Source organism: Streptomyces sp. NPDC005752 (assembly GCF_040630715.1).
Classification (GTDB): domain Bacteria; phylum Actinomycetota; class Actinomycetes; order Streptomycetales; family Streptomycetaceae; genus Streptomyces.
This window is the reverse complement of the sequence record NZ_JBEXYB010000057.1, coordinates 1-20,790: the sequence shown is the minus strand read 5'-3', so window position 1 is coordinate 20,790 and position 20,790 is coordinate 1. Positions and strand designations below refer to the sequence as shown.

The following is a 20,790-nucleotide window of genomic DNA, read 5'->3' as shown; positions in this document are numbered from 1 at the left end:
CGGGCCGGACACACGTGGTGTGTCCGGCCCGGTGCGTGCCCGTGAGGTCAGGCGACGATCAGATAGATCCCGTACGCGACCGCCGCCGCGCACAGCCCGAAGCAGGCGTACGCGCCGACGCGGGCCGGGGCGTGGGAACCGCCGCCGCCCTGAGCCGTCGGCACCTGCTTGGCCAGGCCCAGGATGCCGAGGGTGAAGAGGCCCACGAGCGCGACGGTGATCACGAGGCTGACGCCGAAGACGGAGGCCAGAGCTGCCCAGTCGATGTTCATACGGATCTGTCCTTACACCGTGGCCGGTCGGGCCGGGTCGGTCTGGGGGTCGGCCGGGGCGTGGATCGTGGTCTTGAGGTGTGTGTCCGCCAGGCCGACGGGCGGCGGGCTGACGGCCGCGATGGCGGTCGTGACGACGCCCGCGGGCTCGTTGACGTTGGTGTGGTCGACCGGCTTGCGGCGCGACAGCAGCCAGATGGCGGCGGATCCGCCCACGAGCACGGCGGCCACCACGGCGACACCCCAGGGCCCCTGCTTGGTCAGGAACTCGGCCCCCGCACCGACCAGGCCGGCGGCGGGCAGCGTCAGGCCCCAGGCGATGAACATCCGGGTGGCGGTGGACCAGCGGACCACGCCCCCCTTGCGCCCGAGCCCCGCACCCATCACCGCGCCGGAGCAGGACTGCGTGGTCGAGAGGGAGAAGCCGAGGTGCGAGGAGGCCAGGATGACGGTGGCCGCACTCGTCTGGGCCGCGAATCCCTGCGGCGGACGCAGGTCGGTGAGGCCGCTGCCCATGGTGCGGATGATGCGCCAGCCGCCGAGGTAGGTGCCCAGCGCGATCGCGATACCCGCGGAGGCGATGACCCAGACCGGCGGGTTGGAACCGGGGGCGAGGACGCCGCCGGTGACCAGGGCCAGGGTGATGATGCCCATGGTCTTCTGCGCGTCGTTGGTGCCGTGGGCGAGCGAGACGAGACCGGCCGAGGCGATCTGGCCGGCGCGGTAGCCCTTGGCGGTCGACTTCAGCTGTGCCTCGTCCGTGATCTTCCGGTTGAGGCGGTACGTCAGCCTCGTGGCCAGCAGCGCGGCGACACCGGCCACCAGCGGAGCCGCGATCGCGGGCAGCAGCACCTTCGTGACGACGGTGCCGCCGTCGATCGAGGACCAGCCGGCCGACATCACCGCGGCGCCGATGAGACCGCCGAAGAGAGCGTGGGAGGAACTGGAGGGCAGACCCACGAGCCAGGTCAGCAGATTCCACAGGATGGCGCCGACGAGCGCCGCGAAGATGACCTCGGTTCTGAGACCGTCCTCATTGATGATCCCGCCGGAGATCGTCTTGGCGACCTCGACGGACAGGAACGCGCCGACGAGGTTGAGAACGGCGGACATGGCCACCGCTGTCTTGGGCTTGAGAGCGCCGGTCGAGATGGTGGTGGCCATCGCGTTGGCGGTGTCGTGGAAACCGTTCGTGAAATCGAACACGAGAGCTGTCACGACCACAATCGCAAGCAGCAGCGTGATGTGTTCCATTTACCCAGGCAATCGTTCGACGTCATTGGCACGTGGAACGTAAGCAACCAGGGTGAACGGAAGATGAACTGGGCAGGGCGGCATGGTGACCCCAACCGCGTATGCCGGTTCCGCTTGTGTGCGCGGTGGGTGGGCCGGACCTCCGCGGCCGGTGCGAGGCCCGGCTCCCGCCCCGCTCCGGCGGCTGTGGCTGCGGCCGACGCGCTCCATCGGCGAGACATCGGTCACGTGCCCCCTAGGATCCCCGCATGACCGACGAGCACAGAGACGCCATCGAACAGGTATGGGACGGTGTCGTCGCGACGGCCCGGCGTACCGCGGCGGACGGCCTCGTCGTCGGCACCTCGGGCAACGTGTCGGCCCGGGTCGGCGACATCGTCCTGGTCACCCCCAGCGGGGTGCCCTACGACCGGCTCGGCCCGGCCGACGTGGTCGGCGTCGACCTCGACGGACGTCAGGTCCTGGGCGACCTGGCCCCGACCAGCGAACTCCCTCTCCACCTCGCCGTCTACCGGGGCAGCGGCGCCGCCGCAGTCGTCCACACCCACGCCGTGCACGCCACGGCCGTCTCCACCCTCGTCACCGAGGTGCCGCTCATCCACTACGCCGCCGCGATGCTCGGCGGCCCCGTCCGTACCGCCCCGTACGCGCTCTACGGGACGCGGGAACTCGCCGACAACATGCTGGCCGCCCTGCGCGACCGCACCGGCTGCCTGCTGCGCAACCACGGCACCGTCACCCACGGGTCCACCCTCGACGAGGCCTACGACCGCACCGCCCAGCTCGAATGGATGTGCAGGCTCTGGCTCACCGCCAGCTCCGTGCCCGGCCACCGGCCGGCCCTCCTCACCCCGGCCCAGCTGCGCGACGTGCAGGAGGCCCTGAAGGGATACGGCCAGCCCGGCTGAGCCCGGGCGCCGCACCGTACGGCCGACGCCCACTGGCCGACGGCGCCGCCGCCCGGGACACTGGAGCCGTGCGCCCGGCAACAGTGGCGGCAGTGGCCGCAACCTCGATCCTCGGCGTCGGCGCGGCAGCGGTCGCCGCCGGCCGCTACGCCAGCGACGCCGCCCTCGGGGCGCCCTCGCCACGCCCCTTCCCGGCCGACCGCCGCCTCACCGTGCACGCCACCGCGGCCGGGCAGGTCACCCTGACCCGCTCCTTCCCCGCGCTGCGTCCCGGTACGTACGGACTGGCCGGCCGGGGCGTCCACGCGGTGGTCGGCCCGGTGGTCGGACAACAGGGGGACGACGCGGCCTCCGCCGACACGGTCGTACGCAGGCTGGACCGCGTGACCCTGGGCAGCCTGAAGCCGGGTGGCAGGGTGCGCCTCACCCCCGAACTCCACCGCGGCGACCCGCTCACCGCGCTCGGCCTCGCGTACAAGGAGGTGGAGGTCCCCGGCGAACTCGGCCCCCTGCCCGCGTGGTTCGTGCCCGCGGCCCGCGACACCTGGGTGATCACCGTGCACGGCCTCGGCACCACCAGGGACCACCCCCTGAACGTGCTGGGGTTCCTCCACGCCCAGCAGTTCCCCGTGCTCGACCTGGCCTACCGCGGCGACGCGGGCGCCCCGCGCTCACCGGACGGGCTCACCCACCTCGGTGAGTCCGAATGGCGCGACCTCGACGCGGCCATCCGCTACGCCGTGCGTTACGGGGCCGAGAACGTCATCCTGCACGGCTGGTCGTCCGGCGCGTCGATGGCCCTGCACGCGGCCGTCAACTCCGCGCTCCGCGACCGGGTCAGCGGTCTCGTCCTCGATTCCCCGGTCCTGGACTGGAGGACCACCCTGCGGGCCCTCGCCTCGGCCCGGGGCGTCCCCTCCGCGCTGCTGCCCCTCGCAGTCCGGGCCGCCCAGGGCCAGACCGGGCTGCACGGCGCCCCGCTCCTGGAGACCTCGGTGCCGACGGCCCTGCACGCCCCCACCCTGATCGTCCACGGACCCGACGACGCCCTGGCCCCGTGGCAGCAGTCCCGGGAACTCGCCGCACGCCGGCCCGACCTGGTGACACTGCACTCCGTACCGCAGGCTCCGCATGCGGCGATGTGGAACGCGGATCCGGCCGGTTACGAAGAGGCCCTCAGACGCTTCCTCACGCCCCTGATGTGAGCTGATGGCCCGGAACCGCCCGGTTGGTGCCCCCGCCCGGAGGCCCCGCGAATCCCGGTGACACGGCTTCCGTTTGGGCTTTCGGCCCGTCAGAGGCAAGACTGCTCCTCGTGACGTCCCGTACCCCGCGCGACTCCAGGCTGCGACTTGTCCGCCCGCGACCCCAGGCGACCGCCCGCAAGGCAGTGACGACCCGGCGCACCAGGCCGGCCCCCCGGCCACCCGAGGGCACACCGCCCCCGGCGGAACTGGCACGCCAGGCCAGGGCCGTACTGGCCGACGCCGTACGGATCGCCCACTGGGCCGCGGACGGGACGAGCGCCGGCTCCGCCCCGCTCGCCGCCCCGGCCCTGGAGCGGGCCGCCGCCGCGCTCCAGCTGTCCCCGGCCCAGGTGCGGGCCGGCTGGGACCGGGCCAGGCTGGCCGGACTCATCGAGATGCACGGCGACACCGCCCGCCGCGGCTGGCGGCTGCGCGCCTGGGACCGCGACGACTCCGCCGTGCTCCGCGGCTGGGTGGCGCTCTTCGACGCCTGGTCGCTCGTCCACGCCTCGCCCGAAGGCGTCGAGGCGACCGCCGTGGCGGAAGCCGTCGAGGCCGTGCCCCAGGTGCTCTCCCTCCTCCAGCTCTCGGCGGGCGCGGTGACCGTGCCGGCGCTCCTCGACCTGCTCGGCCAGCGCGTCGCGGAACTCCACGACGAGCGGTGCGAGGTTCCGTACGGGCCGCAGGAGCAGCCCGCCCCCGTCGGCGGACGCCCCGCAGACCTGAACGCGCTGCTGCTCGACTGGGCCCTGGAGGGCCTCGCCTCCGTCGGCGCCCTCACGCTCGGCGCCGGCCTCGCCACGCTCACTCCGCTGGGCAACTGGGCGGTCTGGGTCAAGCTGGAGCAGATCTGCGTCGCCGCCCAGAGCCCGGCCGGCAACATCGAGCAGTCCGCGGCCGACATGCTGCTGGGCTGCGCGCGGCTCACTCCCGGTCCGGCCCGCGCCGAATACCGGGCCTGGCTCGCCGCACGCCCCGTCGGCAGCGCCGTGGCCGAACTGCTGGCCGTCGCCCGCGGCGAGGACGCCCTGCTGCGCGGCCTCGCCTTCGAGGCACTGCGCGTCGTGGGAGCCCCCGCGGAGCCCGTCGTCCGTTCCGTCGTGACCGAGGCGTCGCTGCGCCCCTACGCCCTGCTCTGGCTCGCCGAGTACGAGGGCACCGACCCGGACGACGCCCAGGACGTCCTCAGCCGCGAGGAGGCCACCTGGCTCTGGGTCGACACCGCCGCGGCCGTGGCCGACCACGGCGAGACCGGGCTGCTGGTCCGTCACCTCGACTCGGCCGTCCAGGGCACGGTGCCCGCGCTCCTGGACGAGGTACGGGCCGTCGGCCATCCGCGGACCGTCCAGGTGCTGGTGGCCCTGGCGGCGGCCCACCCGGACCCGGCCCTGGCCAAAGCCGTGCGCCGCGCGGCCTTCCAGGTGCACACCGGCGGGGTGTGAGCCGCGCGCCCCGCAGTGACCCGTGCGGGACCGTGCCGCCCCGGGGGCGCTCAGCCCGAGGATCCCGGGGCGTACGTACCGAAGCTCCATACGTTGCCCTCGGGGTCCCGCGCCATGTAGTCGCGCGAGCCGTAGTCCTGGTCGGTCGGCGGCAACAGAATCTCCACGCCGTGTTCCACCGCCCGGGCGTGGTGGGCGTCCACCTCGTCCACCACCACGTACACCCCGGCCGGCCCGGCGCCCGCCATCGCCTGGGCGAAGACGCCCCGGCCGCCCTTCGACCCGAGCATCACCCGGCCGTTGCCGCAGGACAGCTCGGCGTGCAGGACGCTGCCGTCCTCTCCCTCGTACACCGCTTCCTCGGCGAAGCCCAGGGCCTGGGTCAGCACCCTGATCGCCGCCTTCGCGTCGTCGTACAGAATCGTCGGAAAAACCGTGGGAACGCCCTCCATGCCCGCCATCACGCTCACCCTCTCCGCACACACACCGTGCCGGTGTGATCTCCGTCTCGCTTCTCCGTCGAGTATCGGCCGGGTCGCAGGGGGACGCCCGGCGGCGTGACGTGGCCGTGGGTGCCCTCGCGGGGCCGCCGTGGGCCCTGAGCATGCGGAAAAGCCGGTGGACGCCGCCAGTAGACTGGTTCCCATGGCAATTCTCCTTGTGCACTAGACGGCGTCGAGTCGTGAGTCCGCTGTCCCTCCGCCGTCCATTCCGCCCTGGAGTATTTCCGTGATCACCGCTTCCGGTATCGAGCTGCGCGCCGGCGCCCGCATCCTCATCGAGTCCGCCTCCTTCCGTATCGCCAAGGGCGACCGCATCGGCCTGGTCGGCCGCAACGGTGCCGGCAAGACCACCCTCACCAAGTGCCTGGCGGGTGAGGGGACGCCGGCCGGCGGCACCATCACCAACAGCGGTGAGGTCGGCTACCTCCCGCAGGACCCGCGCACCGGCGACCTCGACGTCCTGGCCCGCGACCGCATCCTCTCGGCCCGCGGGCTCGACGAGATCCTGCGCAAGATGCGGGAGAACGAGGAGCGGATGGCGAACGGCAAGGGCGCCACCCGCGAGAAGGCGATGAAGCGCTACGAGCGCCTGGAGACGGAGTTCCTCACCAAGGGCGGATACGCCGCCGAGGCCGAGGCCGCCACCATCGCCGCCGCGCTGAGCCTGCCCGACCGGGTGCTCGGCCAGCCCCTGCACACCCTCTCCGGTGGTCAGCGCCGCCGTGTCGAGCTCGCCCGCATCTTGTTCTCCGACGCCGACACCCTGCTCCTCGACGAGCCCACCAACCACCTCGACGCGGACTCGATCGTCTGGCTGCGTGACTACCTCAAGACGTACCGCGGCGGCTTCATCGTGATCTCCCACGACGTCGAGCTCGTCGAGACCGTGGTCAACAAGGTCTTCTACCTCGACGCCAACCGCGCGCAGATCGACATCTACAACATGGGCTGGAAGCTTTACCAGCAGCAGCGCGAGGCCGACGAGAAGCGCCGCAAGCGCGAGCGTCAGAACGCCGAGAAGAAGGCCGCGTCCCTGAACTCCCAGGCGGACAAGATGCGCGCCAAGGCGACCAAGACCGTCGCCGCGCAGAACATGGCCAAGCGGGCCGAGCGCCTGCTCTCCGGGCTGGAGGCCGTGCGGGTCTCCGACAAGGTGGCGAAGCTGCGCTTCCCCGAGCCGTCCCCGTGCGGCAAGACCCCGCTGATGGCCGAGGGGCTCTCCAAGTCCTACGGTTCGCTCGAGATCTTCACCGACGTGGACCTCGCCATCGACAAGGGCTCACGTGTCGTCATCCTCGGCCTCAACGGTGCGGGCAAGACCACCCTGCTCCGGCTCCTCGGGGGCGCGGAGAAGGCCGACACCGGTCAGATCATCGAGGGCCACGGCCTCAAGCTCGGCTACTACGCCCAGGAGCACGAGACCCTGGACCCGGAGCGCACCGTCCTGGAGAACATGCGCAGCGCGGCGCCCGACCTCGATCTCGTCGAGGTCCGCAAGACGCTCGGTTCCTTCCTCTTTTCCGGCGACGACGTGGACAAGCCGGCCGGAGTGCTCTCCGGCGGGGAGAAGACCCGGCTGGCCCTGGCGACGCTCGTCGTCTCCTCCGCCAACGTGCTGCTGCTCGACGAGCCGACGAACAACCTCGACCCGGCCAGCCGCGAGGAGATCCTCGGAGCGCTGCGCACGTACAAGGGCGCCGTCGTCCTCGTCACCCACGACGAGGGCGCGGTCGAGGCGCTCCAGCCGGAGCGCATCATCCTGCTGCCCGACGGGGTCGAGGACCTCTGGGGTGCGGACTACCGGGACCTGGTCGCCCTCGCCTGACCCGCGGGAGCTCCCGGAACCGGTGCGGGGCCCGGTGATCCAGTGCGTCTGGATCATTCGGCCCATAGGTGATCCATCATCTGGATGAGCGGGTCTCGTACCCCGGCGCGGCGCCCGGCGGATGCCTGCCGGGCGCACTCGTTTTCCGCCGCCCCACCCCGTACGGCCCTGACCTGCCCGTATGCCCCGCAGATCGCCCGACGCGGCCCCTACACCCCCAGGAATGCCTGACTCCGCTTGTGTCGGAGCGCTTCGGGATGCGGAATCCGGTCGTACGTACCTTGCCGAATGGGTGGCCAGGAAGCCGGGGAGGGGTGATCATGAGAGTCCAGAGCGCACTTCCTTGAGGAGGCACGGGTGGCCGAGACTCTGAAGAAGGGCAGCCGGGTAACCGGCGCCGCGCGTGACAAGCTCGCGGCAGACCTGAAGAAGAAGTACGACTCCGGTGCGAGCATCCGGGCGCTGGCCGAGGAAACCGGCCGCTCCTACGGATTCGTACACCGGATGCTCAGTGAGTCCGGAGTCACTCTGCGGGGACGCGGCGGCGCGACTCGCGGCAAGAAGGCCGCTTCGGCCTGACGGCGGGCGGCGGTCACGGGCCGGCCCAGGCCGGCCCCGGGGCTCACCGGAACACGGGGTGGCCACCCGGCCGACCGTCAGGTCGTCCGGGTGGTTACTGTTCAGTTACTTGCCAGTAAGTGCTGACTGCACCCGATCCGGAGGCGCTCCATGACCTCGCTCGACTCTGTGCTCGACAAGGACGGCGTACGGCTCACCGTCGATGACGCGGTTGCCACGGTGACGCTCACCAACCCGGCCAAGCGCAACGCTCAGTCTCCCGCTCTGTGGCGGGCGTTGGCAGAGGCCGGACGGGCGCTCCCCGGCAGCGTGCGGGTCGTCGTGCTGCGTGGCGAAGGCAAGTCCTTCTCCGCGGGACTCGACCGGCAGGCATTCGCACCCGAGGGATTCGACGGCGAGCCGTCCTTCATCGACATGGCGCGTGGCTCGGAGGCCGAGCTCGACACGGTCATCGCCGAGTACCAGGAGGCGTTCACCTGGTGGCGCCGCAATGACATCGTCTCGATCGCGGCCGTCCAGGGGCACGCGATCGGTGCCGGCTTCCAACTCGCCCTCGCCTGCGATCTGCGGATCGTCGCCGAGGACGTGCAGTTCGCCATGCGCGAGACCAGCCTCGGTCTCGTTCCCGACCTCACGGGCACCCACCCCCTCGTCAACCTCGTGGGGTATGCCCGCGCGCTGGAGATCTGTGCCACCGGCCGCTTCGTGCACGCGGAGGAGGCCGAGCGCACCGGCCTCGCCAACCTCGTCGTCCCGGCCGACCAGCTCGACGCGGCGGGGCACGACCTGGCAGCGGCCCTGCTCGCCGCCCCGCGCGACGCGGTCGTCGAGACGAAGGCGCTGCTGAGCGGCGCACTCTCGCGTACGTACGAGGAGCAGCGCACCGCCGAGCGGGCCGCACAGGGCCGCCGGCTCCGCGACCTCGCCGGCCTCGCCGACTGAGCCGCGGCCCGCGCGCCCTGCCCCTCACCGGACGGTGAGGGGCACCCTCATGTCCGGTCGACGACGGCAGTGACCAGCACGGCGACCGTCGGGCGGCCCTCGACGGCGTCGGCCACCGCCCCGCGCACCGCCTGCGCCACATCGAGCGCCCGGTGGTCCCCGGCCGTCGCCACCTCGACCCGGACGTGACCGTCGGTGTGCTGAACTGCGCTGCCCAGCACCCGGGTCAGCGAGACGACGCCCGGAACGCGGGCCGCCGAACTCCCGGCGGCCTCTTCCGGCTCCGCCGTCCGGAGCTCGGGGGCTGGCTCGGCGGCCGGCCGGGCCTCCTCCTCCAGCAGATCCGTCACCCGCAGGTCCACCTCGTCGACCACCAGTCCGAGCCGCTGGGCCGCCGCCGTCAGCAGGGCTGTGCGCAGCGCCTCCGCGGTGGCGGGCAGCGGCCGCCGTGCCGTCGCGGAGAAACCGGCCTCGATCCGCAACGGCCCGGGTGGCAGCGCGCTGGGAGGCCCGGGTGCCACCGGCTCCTGGGCGTGGTCCGTGCCGGCCGAGGCGATCCGGAGCGCCCCCAGCACGGCCCCCGACCCGGCCGCGGCGTCCCGCAGCACCGCCGCGGCCGCCCGTTCGGCGATCCATGAACAGTCGGAGGGGCCGCCCAGAGGGAGCAGCCTGCCCAGACCGAGCCGTTGGCGTACGGCAGCGGTCCATCCGTCGGCCCCGTGCGGGCTGTCAGCCGTTGTCATTGCTCCACCCTGCCCCATCCATGGCGCGGGACCGGGCAAGCGCACTTAGTGTGGGCCACGGAAGTTCAACCCGCCCCGAAGGGAAGAGCGGCGATGACCGAGAGCCCACAGCGGAACCGGCCCGACAGCCCCGGCACTGTGCCCGGCGGGGACGACGGCAGGCAGAACCAGCTCACCAAGCGTGGCGGGGGCCCACCCGCCACCCGCGGACGCACCACCATCGCCGACGGTGTGGTCGAGAAGATCGCCGGAATGGCGGCACGCGACGTCGTCGGGGTCCACGCGATGGGCAGCGGCCTCTCCCGGACCTTCGGTGCGGTGCGCGACCGTGTTCCCGGCGGCAAGTCGGTGAGCCGGGGCGTCAAGGCGGAGGTCGGCGAGTCGCAGACGGCCCTCGATCTGGAGATCGTGGTCGACTACGGCGTGGCGATCAGCGAGGTGGCCCGCGACGTGCGCGAGAACGTCATCGCGGCGGTCGAGCGGATGACCGGTCTGGAGGTCGTCGAGGTCAACATCGCCGTGAGCGACGTCAAACTGCCCGACGAGGAGGACGACGAGGGCGAGTCCGAGACACGCGTCCAGTAGGTCCCTCCCGCGCGGCAGTTGAGGAGCACACGATGAGCATGGCTGTGGTCGGCCTGGTGGCCGGCATGGCGCTCGGTTTCGCCGGGTACTTCGGCGGGTTCGGGGCCTTTCTGCTGGTGGCCGCGCTGGGCGCGGTCGGCTTCGTCGCCGGCCGCTTCCTGGACGGTGACCTGGAACCCGGCGACTTCTTCCGGAGTCGCGAGCGCGGCGACCGACGACGGTGACGGGGGGAACAGGCCGGGTCGACGCCGCGGAGCGCGGGCAGACCCGGATCGCCGACCGGGTCGTCGCGAAGATCGCCGCGCAGGCGGCGAAGGAGGCGGTCGACGAGCGGCCCGAGGACGCCGCCGCACCGCGCGCCACCGTCACCGTGCACAACGACACCGCCCGTGTGCGGGTCAGCCTCGACCTCGCCTACCCCTGCGACATCGGCCGGCAGTGCGGGTCGGTGCGTCGTCGGGTGGCCGAGCGGGTAAGAGCACTGGCGGGGATGGAGGTGCCCGAAGTGGCGGTCCAGGTCGAACGGCTGCATCTGTCGGGAGCGGGCACCGCACCGGAGGGGAGCATCCGATGAGCGAGCCCCAGGACCCGGAGAACAGCACGCGGCGTCTGCCCACCGTCGGGGCGCCGCCCCCGGGCGGCGTGCTCGAGATGGACCAGTCCGCCTCGGGCTCGACCTACGAACCCGGCCCCGTGCCGGACGAGCCGGGTGGGAGGGCGGGCCGCTTCTGGTCGGGGCGCCGGGTCCCCGCTGCGCTGACCGCTCTGGTCGTCCTCGGCGGCGCAGGACTTCTGCTCTACGACATCGCCGCCGTACGGGCCGACCACCCGGCCATGCAGTGGCGGCGCTCCGTCGCCGACGACCTGGCGAGCCGTCACCTCGACGACGTATGGGTCCTCGCGGGATCGGCGCTGGCGGCCGCGCTCGGCCTCTGGCTCCTTCTCCTGGCCCTCACCCCCGGGCTGCGCGCGCTGCTCCCGATGAGCCGCCGGCATGCCGGTGTGCGGGCCGGACTCGACCGGACCGCCGCCGCCCTGGTCCTGCGCGACCGGGCGGTGGAGGTGGCCGGTGTGCAGTCCGTACGGGTGAGGATGAGCCGTCGCAAGGCGACCGTACGGGCGCTCTCGCACTTCCGTGAACTCGACGACGTCAGGGCCGATCTGGACACCGTCCTGTCCACGGCCGTCAGCGAACTCGGCCTGGCGCGGCCGCCCGGCCTCTCCGTGCACGTGCGCCGGCCGGCGAAGAAGGGGTGACCCCGTGATCAAGACCGTCAACCGGGTCCTGCTCGGCCTGGCAGGGCTGGTCCTCGTCGTCGTCGGCGGTGCCGTACTCGCGACGGGGCTCGGTCTGTCCGTGCCGTCCTGGTGGCCCTGGGACGGCACGGACGACGTGCTGCTCAGCAAGGGGGACCGGACCAAGTGGCGGGACGAGGGCTGGTGGTGGCCCGCCGTCATCGCGGCCCTCGCCGTCCTGGTGGTCCTGGCACTGTGGTGGCTCCTCGCCCAGCTGCGCCGCGGGCGCCTCGCCGAGGTGCTGGTCGACAGCGGCGACGGAGAGGGCGCCGTCCTGCGCGGCAGGGCGCTGGAGGGCGCCCTCGGTGACGAGGCGGGAACCCTGGACGGGGTGTCCGACGCCAAGGTGACGCTGACCGGCCGACGCACCGCCCCGAGGGCCCGGGTCCGGCTGATGATGGAGCCGCACGCGGCCCCGGGGTCGGCGTTGAGAGGGCTTTCCGAGGGGGCGCTGACCCACGCGCGGACCTCGGCAGGGCTGGAGGAGCTGCCCACCGAGGTCCGTCTGAAGGCGGTCAAGCACCGTGCGGAGCGGGTGAGCTGACCGTCGCCCGGAGCGGCGGCGTCAGAAACCGTGCCGGGCGCCGCCGTCGACGGGCACCATGATGCCCGTCAGATAGGAGGCGGCGGGGGAGAGCAGGAAGGCCGAGGTCTTCCCGAACTCCTCCGGGGTGCCGTAACGGCGCAGCGGGATGCGCGCCTCGTTGGCCGTGCGGGACGCCTCCGCGTCACCCGACAGGGCGTCGAGCTCACGCACCCGGTCCGTGTCGATCCGGGACGGGAGCACGCCGACGACCCGGATGCCGCGCGGGCCCAGCTCGTCGGCGAGGGACTTGGCGAAACCGGCGAGGCCGGGGCGCAGCCCGTTGGAGATCGTCAGACCGGCGATCGGCTCGTGCACCGATCCGGACAGGACGAAGCCGATGACGCCGCCTTCGCCGAGCGACTCGGCCGCGGTACGGGCCAGACGCACGGCACCGAGGAAGACCGACTCGAACGCCGACTGCCACTGGTCGTCCGTGTTGTCGGCGAGGAAACCCGGCGCGGGGCCGCCGACGCTGATCAGAATGCCGTCCAGCCTGCCGAAGCGTTCCTTCGCGGCGTCCACCAGCCGTCGGGCGGCCAGCGGGTCCGCGTTGTCCGCGGCGAGTCCGACCGCCTCGGGGCCCAGTTCGGCGGCCGCCTCGGCGGCGCTCTTCTCGTCACGGCCGGAGATGATCACCTTCGCGCCGTCGGCGGCGAGCGCGCGGGCGGTGGCGTTGCCCAGCCCGCGGGTCGCGCCGGTGACGATGTACACACGGTCCTTCAGTCCAAGATCCATGGCCCTATCCTGCCAAGTCCTCCCCGGCGAGGTCGACCGCGCTGTTCACCAGACCGACGTGGCTGAACGCCTGCGGGTAGTTGCCGAGCTGGCGCCCGGCCACCGGGTCGTACTCCTCGGCCAGCAGCCCCACGTCGTTGCGCAGGTCCAGCAGCCGTTCGAAGAGCGCCTCGGCCTCCCGTCTGCGGCCCGTCCGCAGCAGGGCGTCGACCAGCCAGAACGAGCACGCCAGGAACGCCCCCTCGTCGCCGGGGAGACCGTCCACCGACGCGCCCTCGGTGCTGTAGCGGCGGATCAGGCCGTCGTGGGCGAGCTCGTCCCGCACCGCGTCGACCGTCCCGATCACCCGAGGGTCGTCGGGCGGCAGGAAGCCGGTGCGCACGATGAGCAGCGTCGAGGCGTCCAGCTCCCGGGAGCCGTAGTACTGGGTGAAGGTGTTGCGTACGGGGTCGTAGCCCTTCTCGACCACTTCCGCGTGCACGGCGTCCCGCATCGCCCGCCACCGGTCCGCGTCGCCCGGCAGACCGGGGTTCTCCTCCAGGGTGCGCACCGCGCGGTCGGCCGCGACCCAGGCCATCACCTTGGAGTGGACGAAGTGGCGGCGCTCGCCGCGCACCTCCCAGAGGCCCTCGTCCGGCTCGCGCCAGGTCGACTCCAGGAAGCCCAGCAGACTGAGCTGCAGATTCCAGGCATGCGGCTTGTCGTCGAGCCCGGCGGCTCGGGCCACCCTGAGCGAGTCGATGACCTCGCCGTACACGTCGAGCTGCCGTTGCCGCACCGCCGCGTTGCCGATGCGGACCGGGGCGGAGTTCTCGTAGCCGCTCAGCCACGTCAGCTCCGACTCGGGGAGTCTGCGCTCCCCGGCGAGCCCGTACATGATCTGGAGGTCCGCCGGGTCACCGGCCACCGCCCGCAGCAGCCAGTCCCGCCACGCGGCCGCCTCCTCCACATAGCCGGCCGAGATCATGGCGCCCAGGGTGAGGGTGGAGTCGCGCAGCCAGCAGTAGCGGTAGTCCCAGTTCCGTACGCCGCCGATCTCCTCCGGCAGTGAGGTCGTGAGGGCCGCCACGATCCCGCCGGTGGGGGCGTAGGTCAGTGCCTTCAGGGTGATCAGCGAGCGGAGCACCGCGTCCCTGTGCGGGCCGTGGTAGGTGCACTTCGCCGACCACTTCGCCCAGTCGCTGAGGGTGTGCTTCAGCGACTTGTGAGGGTCGATCAGCTTCGGTCGGGGGGAGTGCGAGGGGTGCCAGGTGAGTACGAACGCCACGGACTCGCCCTCGGCGACCGTGAAGGAGGAGCACGTGCTGAACTGCTGCCCCCACGTCTTGACCGGGGGCTCGCTGCGCAGCCAGACGGAGTCGGGGCCGGCGACGGCCACCCGGTGGCCGTGCGAGCGGCGCATCCACGGGACGATGGAGCCGAAGTCGAACCGCAGCCGCAGGACGGAACTCATGTCGACGCTGCCGCTGACGCCCTCGACGATCCGCATGACGTCGGGCGACTTGTCGCGCTGCGGCATGAAGTCGATGACCTTGACGGTCCCGGTCCTGGTCTCCCAGAAGGTCTCCAGGACCAGGGAGTCGTCCACGTAGGCGCGCCGGGTGCAGACGTCCGTGCTGTCCGTGCTCTGGGGGGCGATGCGCCAGTGTCCGTTGTCCTCGTCCCCGAGCAGCGCCGCGAAGCAGGCGCCCGAGTCGAAGCGTGGCAGACACAGCCAGTCGACAGAACCGTTCCTGCCGACCAGGGCGGCGGTCTGGAGATCGCCGATGATGGCGTAGTCCTCGATACGTGGGGTCACGCTCTGGCGTCTTCCCGAACCAGGGCTCCGCTAAGCAGCGAAACCGGTGCGAACAGAACGGGCGTGACCGCCGTCAGGCGCGCGCCGGTTCCGGCTGCGCCGCCGTCCCGCTCCCCTCGACGGCCTCTTCGCGGTCGCGCTTCTCCCGGCGCACGAGGATGACCCAGCCGACGGGAACCCCGGCGGCGAAGAGCCACCACTGCACGGCGTAGGCCATGTGAGGGCCGATGGAGCCGTCGTCGGGGGCGGCGATCGTCTCGGGGCTGCCGTCGGCCGGCGGGGGGTCCGTCAGTTCGAGATATCCGCCCAGCACGGGACGGCCGAGCAGATCCGACTGCTGGGAGCTGTTGATGAGCATCACCTGGCGGTCGGGCAGACCGTTGAGGTCCTTGATGCCGCTGGCGCTCGTCGTCTCGTCCGCCTTGAGCCGGCCCGCGACGGTGACCTCGCCGCCGGGCGGTGCGGGTACCTCGGGAAAGGCCTGCTGGTCGTCCGCTGCCGGGACCCAGCCGCGGTTCACCAGCACGGTGCCGCCGCCCTTGAGGTCGAACGGGGTCAGGACCAGTACGCCGATGCGCTCGTCCTGCGAGGTGCGGCGGCGTACGACGACCTCGTGCTCGGTGTCGAAGGTCCCGGTGGCCGTCACTGCACGCCAGTAGTCGGAGCGGGGGACGGAGTGTCCGACAGAGGTGAGGCGGGTGACGGGGACCGGGTCGGCCTCGAGGTTCCGCGTGATCAGCGCGTTCTGCTCGACCCGGTGTTCATGCCGGTGCAGCTGCCAGAAACCCAGCTCCACCATCGTGGGGATCATGGCGAGGACGAGGAGGGTGAGGATCACCCACTGCCGGGTCAACAGGAAGCGGTACACCCCATGACCGTACAACCGGGGCCATGGGGTGCCGCACGGCGGGTCCCTCGTGCGGACGGGGCGGCCCGTCACGCTTTGTCCACGATGCCCGCCCTTCCCTCGGCGCGGGCGCAGTGGCCGCCGCAGTACCAGTGGCCGTCGACCTCTACGCCCTGGCCGATGACCTGGACCCGGCAGTGCTCGCAGATGGGTGCCATGCGGTGGATGGCGCAGGAGAAGCAGTCGAAGACATGCACGGCGCCCTGCGCGTGCACCTCGAAGGACATCCCGTAGTCGTTTCCGCAAACCTCACAACGTGCCATGCGCCACAGGGTGAGGTGCCCCGCGGCGGCGGGCGAGCCGATGGCGGGCGAATCGCCGCCGGTTCACTCCGATGACGGTGACGGCTTCGGCACGGTGGCCGCCCTGGCCGGTGCCACGTCGCGCAGCAGATGAGTGAAGGCGCTCTCCTCCAGGACCGGGGTGCCGAACGACTTCGCCTTCACGGTCTTGGACGTCGCCGAGTCCGGGTCGTTGGTGACGAGCAGACTCGTCAGCCGCGACACGCTCGTCGCCACGTGCAGGCCCGCCTCCACGGCACGGTCCTCCAGGAGCTCACGGTCGATGGAGGTGTCCCCGGAGAAGGCCACCCTCATGCCCTGCATGAGAGGTTTGTCCGACTCGTAGCGGCCGGGGTTCGGATACGGACACGCGGGGCGCTTACGGGCGGGACGCCAGCTGCCCTGACTCTGCGACGGCCGGTAGCCGGCGCGCGGGACGACCGGGGAGTCGTACCACTCCGTCAGCGGGCGGCACTCCAGCAGAGGCAGCCGCACCCCGTCCCGGGCCGCCGCGTGCAGGCTCGGCCGGAACGCCTCGGCCAGCACCCGCGCGTCGTCCAGCGCGTGGTGGGCGCGCTGCTGGACCACACCGAAGTGCGCGGCCAGCGACTCCAGCTTGTGGTTGGGCAGGGGGAGTCGGAGCTCCTTGGCGAGCGCGATGGTGCACAGTCGCTGCTCCACGGGTGCGGTGACCGCCGCCCGTGCGTACTCCCGGGCGATCATCGACCAGTCGAACGCGGCGTTGTGCGCGACGAGCACCCGGCCGGCGAGCCGCTCGGACAACTGCGCGGCGACCTCCGGGAAGAGCGGCGCGCCCTCCAGGACATCGCTGGTCAGCCCATGGATCCATACCGGGCCGGGATCGCGTTCGGGGTTGACCAGTGTGTACCAGTGGTCCTCGACATCACCTCTGGCGTCCAGCCGGTACACGGCAGCGGAGATTATCCGGTCGTCGCGGGCGAGTCCGGTGGTCTCCACGTCGACGACCGCGTACCCCTGGGGATACGCGGCCGGCCACGGCGCTGCGGTCTGACGGTCGTCGAGCATGGTCACAGAGAATACGGGCCGGGACCGACAGCGACCTATCCGGGCACCTCGGGCGGTGAACCCGGACCGGCCGTCGTGGAGTTGACCGCGGCGCCGGAAGCGCGGGTCGGGCAGGCGCGCGGGCGGAGCGCGGTGAGACGCTCCCGGGGTGACGGACACACAGGCGCAGACGCACGACGAACCACACGGAAGCGGGCTCGGCACCCGGCTCAACTGGCTGCGGGCCGCGGTGCTCGGTGCCAACGACGGGGTGGTCTCCACCGCCGGACTCGTCGTCGGCGTGGCCGGGGCCACCGGGAGCCGGTCCACCCTGCTGACGGCGGGCCTGGCCGGGCTGTTGGCCGGCTCCATGTCGATGGCGGCGGGCGAGTACGTGTCGGTGTCGACCCAGCGCGACTCCGAGGAGGCGGCGCTCGCGACGGAGAGACGGGAACTGGAGGAGACCCCGGAGGCCGAGCTCGCCGAGCTGACCGGGCTGCTGGAGGAGAAGGGGCTCAGTCACCGGCTCGCGCGGGAGGCCGCGGTGCAGCTCACGAAGCGCGACGCGCTGCGCGCCCATGCCGAGGTCGAGCTGGGCATCGACCCGGACGAACTGACCAACCCGTGGCACGCGGCGGGGGCGAGCTTCCTCGCCTTCACCGTGGGCGCGCTGCTTCCCCTCCTGGCCATCGTGCTGCCCCCGACCTCGCTGCGGCTGGCCGTCACGGTGGTGTCGGTGCTCGCGGCCCTGGCGCTCACCGGCTGGTGGAGCGCGCGGCTGGGTGCGGCGGCGGTGGGACGTGCCGTGCTGCGGAACATGGCGGGGGGAGCGGTGGCGATGGCGGTGACGTACGGCGCGGGGGCACTGCTGGGGGCCGCGGGCGTGTGAGGGCGGCCCGTCGGCCCCGGGCCGGGCCCCCGGCAGCGACCCGACGGCCGCGCCGCCCGCCGTGGGTGGCCGCCGGGCATCGCCGCGACGTCCCCTCCGGAAAGCGCGTTCCTCCCTGTCGGCGACGTGCGGGGCGGAAGACCAGGGACGGCGCTGTTGGCGGAACCCACCAAACGCTCGTGACGCCATGTCTCACATACTTGTCGGTAACAACGTCTATGCCCGGCACCCGGGACGGCTCTACGGTGCTCGCATGGAGCCGAACCTGCCCGACGTCGTGCTGTGGTCGATCCCGGCCTTCGTCCTGCTCACCGTCCTCGAAATGGTGGTCCACCGGCTTCACCCGGACGAGGACGCCGCCGGGTACGACGCCAGGGACGCAGCCACCAGCGTCACCATGGGGCTGGGCAGCCTGGTCTTCGACCTGCTGTGGAAGATCCCCCTCGTCGCGATCTACGCCGCGGTCTACGAACTGACCCCGCTGCGCGTCCCCGTACTGTGGTGGACGGTCCTGCTGATGCTGCTCGCCCAGGACTTCTTCTACTACTGGTCCCACCGGGGCCACCACGTCATCCGGATTCTCTGGGCCTGCCATGTGGTTCACCACTCCAGCAGGAAGTTCAACCTCACGACGGCGCTGCGCCAGCCCTGGACCTCACTGACCGTCTGGCCGTTCTACGTCCCGCTCATCGCCTGCGGGGTCCACCCGGCCGCGCTCGCCTTCTGCTCCTCGGTGAACCTCGTCTACCAGTTCTGGGTGCACACCGAACGGATCGACAAGCTGCCCCGGCCCTTCGAGTACGTCCTCAACACCCCCTCCCACCACCGGGTGCACCACGCCTCCCAGGGCGGATACCTCGACCGGAACTTCGGCGGGATCCTGATCGTGTGGGACCGGCTCTTCGGCTCCTTCACCGCCGAGACCGAGCGGCCCGTCTTCGGCCTCACCAAGAACATCGCCACCCACAACCCCCTGCGCGTCGCCACTCACGAGTACGCCGCCATCGCCCGTGACGTACGGGCGGCCACCACCTGGGGCGAGCGTGCGGGCCGGGTGTTCCGGGGTCCGGGCTGGCAGCCTTCACACCCCGCGGGCATCCCGGCGGCCGCGCCCTCACAGCCGCGCGCCACCACCACCGAGCAGACCGGATGACCCCCCGGACCGGTGCGCCCCGGCTCGTGCGCCCGCTGCTCGCGGTCTTCCTCGCCGTCTCCGCCGTCCACCTGGCCGGACTCCTGGCCGGCGTCGACACCGTCCACCTGGTCACCAAGCCCCTGCTGATGCCCCTCCTCGCCGCTTACGCCGCCGCGCGGGGCGGCCCCGGTCCCCTCATCGCGGCGCTGCTTTTCGGCTGGGGCGGGGACGTGCTGCTGATGCCCGACGCGGACGCGGGCTTCCTCGCCGGGATGGGGTCCTTCGCCGTCGGCCACGTCTGCTACCTGTGGCTCTTCGGACGTGCCCGCGTCTCCCTGGCGGCCGGCCTCGCGTACGCCGCCGTCCTCGTGGTCTTCGTCGTACTCCTGTGGCCAGGGCTGCCGGGGGAGTTGCGGATCCCCCTGACCGGCTACAGCCTGCTTCTGACCGCCATGGCCTGGCGGGCCGGCGCCCTCGGCAGGTACGCGGCACTCGGCGGCGCGCTCTTCCTGCTCTCCGACGCGCTGATCGCCACCGGTATCGCGGAGTGGCCGCAGCTCCCCGCCCACAACTTCTGGATCATGCTCACCTACATCGCGGCGCAGTACCTCCTCACGCAGGGGGCGCTCACCGTACGCGCGGATTCCACCGGCGCCGCCCCTGGAGCGTACCGTGGGAGGCGTATCAGAATCTGAGACGAACGAGGACCCCCACGCATGCGCGCCACAGTGATCCACGCCCCCCACGACATCCGTGTGGAGGAGGTGCCCGACGCCACGGTCCAGCAGCCCACCGACGTGGTCCTGAGGGTGCTGCGGGCCTGCATCTGCGGCAGCGACCTGTGGGCCTACCGCGGCGAATCGGCCCGGCAGCCCGGCCAGCGGATCGGCCACGAGTTCCTCGGCGTCGTCGAGGAGGCCGGCTCCGGGGTCAACGGCTTCGCCGTCGGCGACCTCGTCGTGGCCCCGTTCGTCTGGTCCGACGGCACCTGCGCGTACTGCGCCGAAGGACTGACCACCTCATGCGCCCAGGGCGGCTTCTGGGGATCGGTCGGGTCCGACGGCGGTCAGGGCGAGGCCGTCCGTGTGCCGTTCGCCGACGGCACCCTGGTCAGGCTCCCGGCGGCGGCCGCGTCCGACGACCGGCTGCTCACCGCGCTCCTGGCCCTCTCCGACGTCCTCGGCACCGGACACCACGCCGCGCTCGGCGCGGGAGTGAGGCCCGGCAGCACCGTGGCGGTCGTCGGTGACGGCGCGGTCGGCCTGTGCGGCGTCATGGCGGCCAAGCGCCTCGGTGCCGAGAGGATCATCGCTCTGGGCCGCCACCGGGCCCGCACCGACATCGCCCGCGCGTTCGGCGCCACGGACGTCGTCGCCGAGCGCGGCGAGGCCGCCCTCGCGGCCGTACGGGAGCTGACCCGGGGCGAAGGCACCCACGGGGTGATCGAGGCGGTCGGTACCGAGCAGTCGATGCGTACGGCCATCGACATCGTCCGCGACGGCGGCTCGATCGGATACGTCGGAGTCCCGCACGGCAGCGGCACCGGGGTCGACCTCGGCGCCATGTTCGACCGGAACATCGCCCTGCGCGGCGGCGTGGCCCCCGTGCGTACGTACATCCCGGAGCTGCTCCCCGACGTGCTGGACGGCACGATCGACCCGTCGCCGGTCTTCGACCTGTCGGTCGGGCTGGACGGGGTGCCGGGCGGCTACAAGGCCATGGACGAGCGCACGGCGCTCAAGGTCCTCATCAAGCCGTAGCGGTACGCGGACCTCGGCCCTCAAGGCCACTCCGGCCGGGCAGGACAACGCCAAGTGCACGCAGACCGTGGCCGTGA

The 20,790-nt window shown here is 72.3% G+C and carries 24 protein-coding genes; 15 read left to right on the top strand and 9 right to left on the bottom strand.

The genetic code is table 11. The features are described from left to right. Window positions 1-47: 47 nt before the first annotated feature. Both ABZ441_RS31660 and ABZ441_RS31655 read right to left on the bottom strand, forming a co-directional pair. Window positions 48-272 carry a hypothetical protein gene (locus tag ABZ441_RS31660; protein WP_358980513.1) on the bottom strand — a complete coding sequence of 75 codons (225 nt, stop codon included), beginning with the start codon at window positions 270-272 and terminating at the stop codon, window positions 48-50. A gap of 12 nt (window positions 273-284) precedes the next feature. Then, window positions 285-1,526 (bottom strand): inorganic phosphate transporter, encoded by a 1,242-nt coding sequence (locus ABZ441_RS31655; protein ID WP_358980511.1) that lies wholly within the window; start codon window positions 1,524-1,526, stop codon window positions 285-287. Between the two features lie 248 nt (window positions 1,527-1,774). Here ABZ441_RS31655 and ABZ441_RS31650 point away from each other — a divergent pair, with 248 nt between their 5' ends. The 3 genes from ABZ441_RS31650 to ABZ441_RS31640 all read left to right on the top strand — a co-directional run bounded on the left by ABZ441_RS31650 (window position 1,775) and on the right by ABZ441_RS31640 (window position 5,123). Then, window positions 1,775-2,434, top strand: coding sequence for a class II aldolase/adducin family protein (locus ABZ441_RS31650; RefSeq protein WP_358980509.1), 660 nt, complete (start codon window positions 1,775-1,777; stop codon window positions 2,432-2,434). 68 nt (window positions 2,435-2,502) lie between these two features. Further along, the gene (locus ABZ441_RS31645) at window positions 2,503-3,639 is read left to right on the top strand and encodes a hypothetical protein (protein WP_358980507.1); all 1,137 of its coding nucleotides are present in this window, start codon (window positions 2,503-2,505) and stop codon (window positions 3,637-3,639) included. 185 nt (window positions 3,640-3,824) lie between these two features. Next, window positions 3,825-5,123 (top strand): hypothetical protein, encoded by a 1,299-nt coding sequence (locus ABZ441_RS31640; RefSeq protein ID WP_358980534.1) that lies wholly within the window; start codon window positions 3,825-3,827, stop codon window positions 5,121-5,123. Window positions 5,124-5,173: 50 nt separating this feature from the next. Here the strand turns inward: ABZ441_RS31640 and ABZ441_RS31635 are convergent, their stop codons facing one another. Further along, on the bottom strand, window positions 5,174-5,584 hold the full coding sequence (locus ABZ441_RS31635; protein ID WP_358980505.1) for a VOC family protein: 411 nt from the start codon (window positions 5,582-5,584) through the stop codon (window positions 5,174-5,176). 268 nt (window positions 5,585-5,852) lie between these two features. On the opposite strand from ABZ441_RS31635, the gene ABZ441_RS31630 reads away from it, so the two are divergent. From ABZ441_RS31630 to ABZ441_RS31620, 3 genes are all read left to right on the top strand, one after another. Further along, entirely contained in the window at window positions 5,853-7,451 is a 1,599-nt protein-coding gene (locus ABZ441_RS31630) for an ABC-F family ATP-binding cassette domain-containing protein (RefSeq protein WP_205019413.1), read from the top strand. A gap of 357 nt (window positions 7,452-7,808) precedes the next feature. Next, entirely contained in the window at window positions 7,809-8,030 is a 222-nt protein-coding gene (locus ABZ441_RS31625; RefSeq protein WP_006123601.1) for a helix-turn-helix domain-containing protein, read from the top strand. Between the two features lie 150 nt (window positions 8,031-8,180). Beyond that, window positions 8,181-8,972 (top strand): enoyl-CoA hydratase/isomerase family protein, encoded by a 792-nt coding sequence (locus tag ABZ441_RS31620; protein WP_358980502.1) that lies wholly within the window; start codon window positions 8,181-8,183, stop codon window positions 8,970-8,972. A 47-nt stretch (window positions 8,973-9,019) separates the two neighbouring features. On the opposite strand, the gene ABZ441_RS31615 is transcribed toward ABZ441_RS31620, so the two are convergent. Beyond that, window positions 9,020-9,715: a hypothetical protein gene (locus ABZ441_RS31615; RefSeq protein ID WP_358980500.1), complete on the bottom strand. Its 696-nt coding sequence runs from the start codon at window positions 9,713-9,715 to the stop codon at window positions 9,020-9,022. A gap of 93 nt (window positions 9,716-9,808) precedes the next feature. On the opposite strand from ABZ441_RS31615, the gene ABZ441_RS31610 reads away from it, so the two are divergent. The 5 genes from ABZ441_RS31610 to amaP are packed head-to-tail and all read left to right on the top strand — an operon-like array spanning window position 9,809 to window position 12,140. Next, window positions 9,809-10,300 (top strand): Asp23/Gls24 family envelope stress response protein, encoded by a 492-nt coding sequence (locus ABZ441_RS31610; protein WP_358980498.1) that lies wholly within the window; start codon window positions 9,809-9,811, stop codon window positions 10,298-10,300. A gap of 32 nt (window positions 10,301-10,332) precedes the next feature. Next, window positions 10,333-10,524: a hypothetical protein gene (locus ABZ441_RS31605; protein ID WP_031099868.1), complete on the top strand. Its 192-nt coding sequence runs from the start codon at window positions 10,333-10,335 to the stop codon at window positions 10,522-10,524. Then, window positions 10,521-10,874 carry a hypothetical protein gene (locus tag ABZ441_RS31600; RefSeq protein ID WP_358980495.1) on the top strand — a complete coding sequence of 118 codons (354 nt, stop codon included), beginning with the start codon at window positions 10,521-10,523 and terminating at the stop codon, window positions 10,872-10,874. Before ABZ441_RS31605 ends, ABZ441_RS31600 begins: the two co-directional genes overlap by 4 nt. Continuing rightward, window positions 10,871-11,557: a DUF6286 domain-containing protein gene (locus ABZ441_RS31595; protein WP_358980493.1), complete on the top strand. Its 687-nt coding sequence runs from the start codon at window positions 10,871-10,873 to the stop codon at window positions 11,555-11,557. The genes ABZ441_RS31600 and ABZ441_RS31595 overlap by 4 nt, the downstream gene beginning before the upstream one ends. Window positions 11,558-11,561: 4 nt before the next feature. After that, window positions 11,562-12,140 (top strand): alkaline shock response membrane anchor protein AmaP, encoded by a 579-nt coding sequence (gene amaP, locus ABZ441_RS31590; protein ID WP_358980491.1) that lies wholly within the window; start codon window positions 11,562-11,564, stop codon window positions 12,138-12,140. Window positions 12,141-12,161: 21 nt separating this feature from the next. On the opposite strand, the gene ABZ441_RS31585 is transcribed toward amaP, so the two are convergent. The 5 genes from ABZ441_RS31585 to ABZ441_RS31565 all read right to left on the bottom strand — a co-directional run bounded on the left by ABZ441_RS31585 (window position 12,162) and on the right by ABZ441_RS31565 (window position 16,956). Next, window positions 12,162-12,917 carry an SDR family oxidoreductase gene (locus ABZ441_RS31585; protein ID WP_358980489.1) on the bottom strand — a complete coding sequence of 252 codons (756 nt, stop codon included), beginning with the start codon at window positions 12,915-12,917 and terminating at the stop codon, window positions 12,162-12,164. 4 nt (window positions 12,918-12,921) lie between these two features. Further along, window positions 12,922-14,715 (bottom strand): glycoside hydrolase family 15 protein, encoded by a 1,794-nt coding sequence (locus tag ABZ441_RS31580; protein ID WP_358980487.1) that lies wholly within the window; start codon window positions 14,713-14,715, stop codon window positions 12,922-12,924. 73 nt (window positions 14,716-14,788) lie between these two features. Beyond that, window positions 14,789-15,583: an SURF1 family protein gene (locus ABZ441_RS31575; protein ID WP_358980485.1), complete on the bottom strand. Its 795-nt coding sequence runs from the start codon at window positions 15,581-15,583 to the stop codon at window positions 14,789-14,791. Between the two features lie 68 nt (window positions 15,584-15,651). Next, a complete protein-coding gene (locus ABZ441_RS31570; protein ID WP_358980483.1) occupies window positions 15,652-15,885 on the bottom strand; it encodes a hypothetical protein in 234 nt (77 codons plus the stop codon). 63 nt (window positions 15,886-15,948) lie between these two features. Next, entirely contained in the window at window positions 15,949-16,956 is a 1,008-nt protein-coding gene (locus ABZ441_RS31565) for a DEDDh family exonuclease (RefSeq protein WP_358980481.1), read from the bottom strand. A 142-nt stretch (window positions 16,957-17,098) separates the two neighbouring features. On the opposite strand from ABZ441_RS31565, the gene ABZ441_RS31560 reads away from it, so the two are divergent. The 4 genes from ABZ441_RS31560 to ABZ441_RS31545 all read left to right on the top strand — a co-directional run bounded on the left by ABZ441_RS31560 (window position 17,099) and on the right by ABZ441_RS31545 (window position 20,713). Continuing rightward, window positions 17,099-17,818: a VIT family protein gene (locus ABZ441_RS31560; RefSeq protein WP_358980478.1), complete on the top strand. Its 720-nt coding sequence runs from the start codon at window positions 17,099-17,101 to the stop codon at window positions 17,816-17,818. A 253-nt stretch (window positions 17,819-18,071) separates the two neighbouring features. Further along, window positions 18,072-18,971, top strand: coding sequence for a sterol desaturase family protein (locus ABZ441_RS31555; RefSeq protein WP_358980475.1), 900 nt, complete (start codon window positions 18,072-18,074; stop codon window positions 18,969-18,971). After that, window positions 18,968-19,648, top strand: a complete 681-nt coding sequence (locus tag ABZ441_RS31550; RefSeq protein ID WP_358980473.1) for a lysoplasmalogenase — start codon at window positions 18,968-18,970, stop codon at window positions 19,646-19,648. Before ABZ441_RS31555 ends, ABZ441_RS31550 begins: the two co-directional genes overlap by 4 nt. A gap of 21 nt (window positions 19,649-19,669) precedes the next feature. After that, a complete protein-coding gene (locus ABZ441_RS31545; RefSeq protein ID WP_358980471.1) occupies window positions 19,670-20,713 on the top strand; it encodes a zinc-dependent alcohol dehydrogenase family protein in 1,044 nt (347 codons plus the stop codon). The last annotated feature ends 77 nt before the right edge of the window (window positions 20,714-20,790 follow it).